Raw genomic sequence first — 8789 nt, forward strand, 5'->3', positions numbered from 1 at the left:
TCCACACCGAAACCAGAGGCCCTCGCCTCGTTCAAGCACCACTCACAGCGCGTCGCCCGTCACCAACGTGCCGGGACAGCACAACTAGCGCGGATCGGCACGGTAGTTGGTGCGAGAGTCGCACTCATCGATCCAGGGGGATCCCATGTCGCACATCACGCTCACCAGCCGGGGCAAGGTCGTCGTCGCCACGATGGCGGCGGTGGCGGCCATGGGGGTTACGGCTTGTCAGGGCAGCGAGCCCAAGCCCGAGGGCAAGGCGCCCGTGTCCGCCGCCTCGCAGGCCGAGCAGGCCGAGCAGGCCGAGCAGGCCGAGCAGGCCGAGCAGGACGGTCAGGACACGCAGGACGGGCAGAACAGCGACGCTACGGGCTCGGCGGGCGGTGAGGACATCGGGTCGAAGGCCGGGAGCGCCGGAAACGCCGGGAGCGCGCGGTGTGAGTCTTCGTCGATGGGGCTGCGCGTGGGGCGGGCCGACATCGGGGCGGGCAACATCCGGTACTCACTGGTGTTCACCAACGAGGGGAAGAGCGCCTGCACGCTGAACGGGTTTCCCGGGGCGTCGCTGCTGGCCAGGGACGGGCAGAAGATCGGGAAGCCGGCCGAGCGGGAGGGGGCCATGGGGAAGCCCGTCACGGTGCCCGCCGGGGGCAGCGCGCACGCCGTGCTGCACACGATCAACGACGGCCTCTCGGACAAGCCGTGCTGGAAGAGCGCCTCCCTGGTGCAGGCCTACCCGCCCGGCTCGAAGGAGGCCATGACCGCGCGGGTCTCCTCGGGGCTGCGGGTGTGCGGGGACGAGTTCACCGTGACGGCTGTGGAGCCCGGGGCCGGGGCATAGGCCGGGGCGTGGGCCCGGGCGTGCGGAACCGATTTCCCTCAGCGCGGCGAATGACGTAGTGTTGCATTCACCGACGCGGGGTGGAGCAGCTCGGTAGCTCGCTGGGCTCATAACCCAGAGGTCGCAGGTTCAAATCCTGTCCCCGCTACTTGAGGTCGAGGGCCCGGCACCAGAAATGGTGCCGGGCCCTCGATCGTGGTTCCNAGGTCGAGGGCCCGGCACCAGAAATGGTGCCGGGCCCTCGATCGTGGTTCCGCGACCGTACGGTGATCCGTATGACTGATCCCGACGCCGTCCCGGTCCGTCGCTTCTGGCAGGAGCTCGGGCTGCCCGGACTCATCGACGTGCACACGCACTTCATGCCGAAGAACGTCATGGACAAGGTATGGGCGTACTTCGACGCCGTCGAGCCGCTGGTCGGCCTCGAGTGGCCCATCACCTACCGCCAGGACGAGGCCGAACGGCTCGCGATCATCCGGGAGTTCGGGGTACTGGCCTTCACCTCGATGGTCTACCCGCACAAGCCCGGCATGGCGGCGTGGCTGAACGAGTGGGCGGCAGGGTTCGCCGCCCGTACGCCCGACTGTCTGCACACGGCGACCTTCTTCCCGGAGCCGGGCGTCGAGGAGTACGTGCGCGCGGCGCTGGACGGCGGGGCGCGGGTGTTCAAGTCGCATGTGCAGGTGGGGGCGTACGACCCGGGCGACGCGCTGCTCGACCCGGTGTGGGGGATGCTCGCCGACGCCGGTACGCCCATCGTCATCCACTGTGGTTCGGGCCCGGCGCCGGGCAAGCACACCGGCCCCGAACCGGTGGCCCGGCTGCTGGCCCGGCATCCGCGGCTGCGGCTGGTCATCGCGCACATGGGGCTGCCGGAGTACGCGGACTTCCTGGGGCTCGCGGAGCGGTACGAGGGGGTGCACCTGGATACGACGATGGCGTTCACCGACTTCTCCGAGAGCCACTGGCCGTTCCCGCCGGAGGAGCGGGGGCGGCTCGGCGCGCTCGGCGACCGGGTGCTGTTCGGGAGCGACTTCCCCAACATCCCGTACGGGTACGGGCACGCCCTGGAGGTGCTGACCCGGCTGGACCAGGACGACGCCTGGCTGCGGGGGGTGTGTCACGGGAATGCGGCGCGGCTGTTCGGCCTGTGACACACCCCCATCAGCGGCGCGTCAGCGGCTGCCGAGGGGAAGGACCTCGGCCAGGGTGCGCCACTCCTCGCGGGGAAGGGTGACGAACGGTTCGGGGGTCACCACCTGCACCGCCAGGTGGTCCGCGCCCGCCTCCAGGTACGTGTCCACGCGGCGCCGGATCGCTTCCGCGTCGCCCAGGGCGAAGACGGAGTCCACCAGGCGCGCGCTGCCGCCGTCCGCGAAGTCCTTCTCCTCGAAGCCCAACCGCAGCAGGTTGTTGGTGTAGTTGGGCAGCTTCAGGTACATGGACAGGTAGTTGCGGGCGATGGTGCGGGCGCGGTCGAGGTCGGGGTCGAGGACGACCTTGAGGTCCGGGGCGAGCAGGGCGCCGTCGCCCAGGATCTCCCGCGCCTCGGCCGTGAACTCCGGGGTGACCAGGTACGGATGGGCGCCCGCGGCGCGGTCGCGGGACAGCTCCAGCATCTTCGGGCCGAGGGCGGCCAGGACCCGCCGGGACGCGGGGACCGGGATCGGGGCCGAGTCCAGGTCCGTCAGATAGTCCCGCATCGCCGAGTACGGACGCTTGTACCGCTCACCGGCGAGCGCGCTGTGGCTGACGCCGAGGCCCAGGACGAAACGGCCCGGGTGGGCCGCGTCGATGGCGGCGTACCGATCGGCCACGTGGGCGGCCGAGTGGTCCCAGATGCTGAGGATGCCGGTCGCGACGGTGATCCGGTCGGTAGCCTCCAGGAGGGTCGCGGCCTGGTCCGCGCTGGGGCTGCCGCCGAACCAGACGGCGCCGTACCCGAGTGCGTCCAGCTCGGCCGCCGCCTCGCTGATCTCCTGCGCCGAGCGGGACTCCGTGACCCGCAGGGCCGCGGTCCAGATGCCGATCTTGCCAAGGGCGGGTTGAGTAGCCATACCCCCATCGAACCGGAGGGTGGTTCCGACTATTCCCGGAACACGGGCCGTTCACCCGTCCGGGGCAATCCCCCCGGGCCCCGGCCTTCTCGGGGCCATCCGGGGCCGTTCCCGGGGCCACAGGATTCTCAGGTTATTCACAGGTAGCCGAAAGGAAGCTCTCAGACCGTCGCCGGAAGCTGACGTTCATGATGGCGACCTCGCCCCATGGGCGTACCGAGCTGCTGCGACCCGACGGGAGCCCCGTCCGGGTGCTGGTTGTGGACGACGAGTCGGCCCTCGCCGACCTGCTGTCGATGGCGCTGCGCTACGAGGGCTGGGAGGTGCGGACCGCGGGCGACGGCGCCGAGGCGATCCGTACGACCCGTGAGCTGCGGCCCGACGCGGTCGTCCTCGACGTCATGCTGCCCGACATGGACGGGCTGACCGTCCTGGGCCGGCTGCGCCGCGAGCTGCCCGAGGTGCCGGTGCTGTTCCTGACCGCGCGGGACGCGGTCGAGGACCGGATCGCCGGGCTGACAGCGGGCGGCGACGACTACGTCACCAAGCCGTTCAGCCTGGAGGAGGTCGTCGCCCGGCTGCGCGGGCTGCTGCGCAGGTCGGGGGCGGCGGCGGCGCGCAGCGAATCGGTGCTGGCGGTCGGCGACCTGGTGCTGGACGAGGACAGCCACGAGGTGTCGCGGGCCGGTCAGGAGATCCACCTCACCGCGACCGAGTTCGAGCTGCTGCGTTACCTGATGCGCAACCCGCGCCGGGTGCTCAGCAAGGCGCAGATCCTGGACCGGGTGTGGAGTTACGACTTCGGCGGCCAGGCCAACGTCGTCGAGCTGTACATCTCGTATCTGCGGCGCAAGATAGACGCGGGCCGCAGCCCGATGATCCACACCCGGCGCGGCGCCGGGTATCTGATCAAGCCCGGGGAGTAGGCACCGTGGCGCACCCGACCCCGCCGTCCAAGGCCGCTCCGGCGCGGTCCCCGCGTGCCAGGAAGAACGCCCGGGCCGTTGCCCGGCGGCCCTGGTCGCTGCGCACCCGCCTGGTCGTCTCGGCGGTGTCGTTGATCGCCGTGGTCTGCGCGGTGATCGGCACGGTCACGACGATCGCGCTGAAGTCGTACCTGGAGGGCCAGGTCGACAACGACCTGCGCTCGTCGGCGGGCGGCGCCATGCGCAAGGTCGGCGAGCAGCCGAACCCGGCCGACCCGCGCAGCCCGGAGAGCAGCATCTTCTTCCTCAACGGGCCCGGGCAGCCCATCGGAACCGCCGGGGCGCGGCTCGGGACGGACGGCAAGGCGGTCCAGTCCGGCAAGAGCAACGACGAGCCCATGCTGCCGGACTTCTCGAACGCCGCGCAGCGGGTGGACAAGCTGACGAGCAGCCAGGAGAAGGCGCTCACCGCCATCCCCGTCGACGACCGGGTGCACGCCGTCGACCTCCCCGGCCTCGGCAGCTACCGGGCCGTGGCCAAGTGGAACCCGAGGGACGGCGGGATCATCCTCGCCTTCCCGCTCAACCAGACCCAGGACACCGTCAACACCCTCATCCTGGTCGAGGTCTGCGTCGCCGCCGCCGGACTGGTCGCGGCCGGGCTCGCCGGGGCCACCATGGTCGGCATCTCGCTGCGCCCACTGCGCCGGGTGGCCGCGACCGCGACCCGGGTCTCGGAGCTGCCGCTGCACAGCGGCGAGGTGGCGCTGCGGGAGCGGGTCCCGGCCTCCGAGGCCGATCCGCGGACCGAGGTCGGCCAGGTCGGCGCGGCGCTGAACCGCATGCTGGGGCACGTCGAATCGGCGCTGGCGGCCCGCCAGGAGAGCGAGACGCGGGTGCGGCAGTTCGTCGCCGACGCCAGCCATGAGCTGCGGACCCCGCTCGCCTCGATCCGCGGCTACGCCGAGCTGACCCGGCGCGGCCGGGAGGAGATCGGGCCCGACACCCGGCATGCGCTGGGGCGGGTGGAGTCCGAGGCCGGGCGGATGACCGGGCTGGTGGAGGATCTGCTGCTGCTGGCCCGGCTGGACGCGGGGCGGCCGCTGGAGTGCGCAGAGGTGGACCTGTCCCCGCTGGTGGTGGACGCGGTCAGTGACGCACGGGCGCTCGGATCCGACCACCAGTGGCGGCTGGATTTGCCCGACGAACCCGCGCTCGTCTACGGCGATTCGGCGCGGCTGCACCAGGTCCTGGTCAACCTGCTGGGCAACGCCCGTAACCACACCCCGGCCGGGACGACCGTCACCGCGCGCGTGCTGTGGGGCGGCCCGCACACCTCGCCGCGCCCGTCGCCGTACCTGGCCCCGTACGGCATGGTGCACGGACCGTCGTACGGGCCCGCGCCCGGCGCCGCGCACACCACGACGAACGGCAGCGGCGGCGGCAACCACAACAGCGATGGCAACGGCAGCGGCTTCGGGCCCGGCTCGCCGTACGCCTTCGGCCACGACGCGCCGTCCGGGAACACCGGTTCCGGCAACCCCTACGCGGCGCCGTACGGATCCCCGTACGCCATGGCGCAGGCGGCCGGGCACCCCGGCACCTTCGGGCCGCCGCAGCCGCCCTCGTACCTCTCGCTCCAGATCGAGGACGACGGCCCCGGCATCCCGCCCGATCTGCTGCCGCACGTCTTCGAGCGCTTCGCGCGCGGTGACGCCTCGCGCTCGCGTACCGCGGGCAGCACCGGGCTGGGGCTGGCCATCGTGCACGCGGTGGTCGCCGCGCACGACGGCCAGGTGACGGTGGACAGCGTGCCGGGGCGCACCGTGTTCGGCGTCCATCTCCCTGTTCACCAGGGCGTAACGCACTCACAGCCAGGCCACAGGCTGACCACACAGCCGTGACAGCGCCGCTCGCGAATGTCGTTCCATGCGAACTGACACCCCTCTCGAGGCGCCGCCCGAGACACCCTTGCAGACCTTGCCCGCGCGCCGGCACATCGTGGTCGACCGCAGCCGCCCGGTGCTCGACGTCGTGATCCCCGTCTACAACGAGGAGGCGGACCTCGAGCGGTGTGTGCGACGGCTCCACGACCATCTGACGCGGACCTTCCCCTACCGATTCCGGATCACCATCGCGGACAACGCCAGTACGGACCGCACGCCCCATGTGGCGGCCTACCTGGACGACACCGTCGAGGAGGTGACGGCGGTCCGGCTGGAGCAGAAGGGCCGCGGACGGGCGCTGCGCACCGTGTGGACGCTGTCCGAGGCGCCGGTGCTCGCCTACATGGACGTCGATCTGTCCACCGACCTCAACGCGCTGCTGCCGCTGGTGGCCCCGCTGATCTCCGGCCACTCGGACCTGGCGATCGGGTCGCGGCTGTCGCGCAGCTCGCGCGTCGTACGCGGCACCAAGCGGGAGTTCATCTCGCGCGCGTACAACCTGATCCTGCGGGGCAGCCTGGCCGCCCGGTTCTCCGACGCCCAGTGCGGCTTCAAGGCGATCCGCAAGGACGTCGCGGAGCGGCTGCTGCCGATGGTCGAGGACACCGGGTGGTTCTTCGACACCGAGATGCTGGTGCTGGCCGAGCGGGCGGGGCTGCGCATTCACGAGGTGCCGGTGGACTGGGTCGACGACCCGAACAGCACCGTGCACATCGTGAAGACGGCCACCGACGACCTGAAGGGCGTCTGGCGGGTGGGGCGCGCGCTGGCCACCGGCGCGCTCCCGCTGGACCGGCTGCGCCGCCCGTTCGGTGACGATCCGCGTGACCGGGAACTGAGCGGCGTACCGGGCGGACTGGCCCGCCAGCTGGTCGGGTTCTGTGTGGTGGGCGGCCTGTCCACGCTCGTGTATCTGGCGCTGTACACGCTCTTCCGGCTCGGTACGGGCCCCCAGGTGGCCAACGCGCTGGCGCTGCTGCTGTCCGCGCTCGGCAACACCGCGGCCAACCGGAGGCTCACCTTCGGCGTACGCGGCCGGGACCGGGCGATCCGCCACCAGGCCCAGGGGCTGGTCGTCTTCGGTATCGGCCTCGTGCTGACCAGCGGCTCCCTGGCCGCCCTCGACACCGCCCCCGGCTCCCCCTCGCACGGCACCGAACTGGCCGTGCTCATCGCGGCCAACCTCGCCGCGACCGTACTGCGCTTCCTGCTCTTCCGGGCCTGGGTCTTCCCGTCGGACAGCGGGGCCATCACCGACCACGACCCGAGGACCAACCGATGACGACCTACGACCACGGACCCCGGGACGCCGGTCCGCCGCCCCTTCCCGCGGCCCCTCCCCACGTTGCTCCCACTGCTCCCACTGCTCCCACTGCTCCCACTGCGCCCGTTGCTCCCGCTGCACCCCCCGGGCCCGCCGCACCTCCCGCGCCCGCTCCCGCCGCTCCCGGCGGCTCGCGCCTGGTGCGGGCGTGGCGGGGACGCCCGGAGGACCCCCGCTGGGCGCGGCCCGCGCTGTGGGCCCTGCTCGCCGTGACCACCGTGCTCTACCTGTGGAGCCTGGGCGCGTCCGGCTACGCGAACCAGTTCTACTCGGCCGCCGTGCAGGCGGGCAGCGAAAGCTGGAAGGCGTTCTTCTTCGGCTCCTCGGACGCCGCGAACTCCATCACCGTCGACAAGCCCCCGGCCGCGCTGTGGCCGATGGCCCTCTCGGTGCGCATCTTCGGCCTGTCGTCGTGGGCGATCCTCGTCCCCGAGGCGCTGATGGGCGTCGCGACGGTCGGCGTGCTCTACGCGGCCGTACGCCGCCGGTTCAGCGCGGCCGCCGGGCTTATCGCGGGCGGCGTGCTCGCGGTGACCCCGGTCGCGGCGCTGATGTTCCGCTTCAACAACCCCGACGCGCTGCTGTGCCTGCTCATGGTCGCGGCCGTCTACTGCGTGCTGCGCGCGCTGGAGGACGCCCGGACGAAATGGCTGGTGCTGGCCGGGATCTGCTTCGGCCTCGGCTTCCTCACCAAGACGCTCCAGGCGTGGCTGATCCTGCCGCCGCTCGCCGTGGTGTACGCGGTGTGCGCCCCGGCGAAGCTCGGCCGGCGGATCGGGCAACTGCTGCTCGCGGGGCTCGCGATGGTGGTCTCCGGCGGCTGGTGGGTCGCGATCGTCGAGCTGTGGCCCGCGTCGTCCCGGCCGTACGTCGGCGGCTCGCAGAACAACAGCTTCCTGGAGCTGACCTTCGGCTACAACGGCCTGGGCCGGATCAACGGCAACGAGACCGGCAGCGTCGGCGGCGGCGGCCGGGGCGGCGGTGGCGGCGGCGGGATGTGGGGCGAGACCGGGATCGACCGGCTCTTCGGCTCCGACATGGGCGGTCAGATCGCCTGGCTGCTGCCCGCGGCGTTCATCCTGCTGGTGGCGGGGCTGTGGCTGACCTGGCGGGCCAAGCGGACGGACACCCGGCGCGCGGCGTTCCTGGTCTGGGGCGGGGCGATGCTGATCACTTTCGCGACGTTCAGCTTCATGTCCGGGATCTTCCACCAGTACTACAACATCGCCCTCGCGCCGTACATCGCGGCGATCGTGGGCATGGGCGCGACGATGCTGTGGGAGCGGCGGGGGCAGACCGAGGGCCGCGTCGGTACGACGGCCTCGGTGGTGCTCGCCGTCACGGCCGCGGTCACGGCCTACTGGTCGTACGTGCTGCTGGGCCGGTCCGCGGACTGGCACCCGTGGCTGCGCTGGGCGGTGCTGATCGCCGGGCTGGCGGCCGCGGTCGGGCTGCTGTTCGCGGCGCGGCTGGGACGGACGCTCGCGCTGGGCGTGGCCGCGCTCGGTCTCGCCGCGGCGCTGGCCGGGCCGGTGGCGTACACGCTGAACACGGTGGAGACGCCGAAGAGCGGCTCGATCATCACGGCCGGTCCCACGGTGTCGGGCGGCATGGGCGGCCCCGGCGGCGGTCCGGGCGGCGGCCGTCCCGGCGGCGGGCGCATGGGCGGCCCGCCGGGGATGCAGGGCGGCCAGC

At 72.3% G+C, this 8789-nt stretch carries 7 protein-coding genes and 1 tRNA gene; 7 read left to right on the forward strand and 1 reads right to left on the reverse strand.

Annotation, left to right across the window (positions count from 1 at the left end):
• Positions 1 to 145: 145 nt before the first annotated feature.
• From EEJ42_RS14535 to EEJ42_RS14545, 3 genes are all read left to right on the forward strand, one after another.
• Complete coding sequence (locus EEJ42_RS14535; protein WP_123100372.1) at positions 146 to 841, forward strand: DUF4232 domain-containing protein; 696 nt, start codon at positions 146 to 148, stop codon at positions 839 to 841.
• Positions 842 to 915: 74 nt separating this feature from the next.
• Positions 916 to 989: transfer RNA gene (locus tag EEJ42_RS14540), tRNA-Met, on the forward strand.
• Positions 990 to 1116: 127 nt separating this feature from the next.
• A complete protein-coding gene (locus EEJ42_RS14545) occupies positions 1117 to 1995 on the forward strand; it encodes an amidohydrolase family protein (RefSeq protein WP_123100373.1) in 879 nt (292 codons plus the stop codon).
• A 21-nt stretch (positions 1996 to 2016) separates the two neighbouring features.
• Here EEJ42_RS14545 and EEJ42_RS14550 read toward each other — a convergent pair whose 3' ends face one another.
• Positions 2017 to 2898, reverse strand: coding sequence for an LLM class F420-dependent oxidoreductase (locus tag EEJ42_RS14550; RefSeq protein WP_123100374.1), 882 nt, complete (start codon positions 2896 to 2898; stop codon positions 2017 to 2019).
• Between the two features lie 188 nt (positions 2899 to 3086).
• Here EEJ42_RS14550 and EEJ42_RS14555 point away from each other — a divergent pair, with 188 nt between their 5' ends.
• From EEJ42_RS14555 to EEJ42_RS14575, 4 genes are all read left to right on the forward strand, one after another.
• Positions 3087 to 3824, forward strand: a complete 738-nt coding sequence (locus tag EEJ42_RS14555) for a response regulator transcription factor (protein ID WP_039938430.1) — start codon at positions 3087 to 3089, stop codon at positions 3822 to 3824.
• Between the two features lie 98 nt (positions 3825 to 3922).
• Entirely contained in the window at positions 3923 to 5728 is a 1806-nt protein-coding gene (locus EEJ42_RS14560; protein ID WP_425472894.1) for an ATP-binding protein, read from the forward strand.
• A gap of 25 nt (positions 5729 to 5753) precedes the next feature.
• Positions 5754 to 7052 (forward strand): bifunctional glycosyltransferase family 2/GtrA family protein, encoded by a 1299-nt coding sequence (locus tag EEJ42_RS14565; protein WP_123100375.1) that lies wholly within the window; start codon positions 5754 to 5756, stop codon positions 7050 to 7052.
• Positions 7049 to 8789: ArnT family glycosyltransferase (locus EEJ42_RS14575; RefSeq protein WP_184503088.1), on the forward strand; the 1741-nt coding region annotated here is incomplete at its 3' end. The genes EEJ42_RS14565 and EEJ42_RS14575, both read left to right, overlap by 4 nt.

It is taken from the genome of Streptomyces botrytidirepellens, assembly GCF_003721215.1.
Classification (GTDB): domain Bacteria; phylum Actinomycetota; class Actinomycetes; order Streptomycetales; family Streptomycetaceae; genus Streptomyces; species Streptomyces himastatinicus.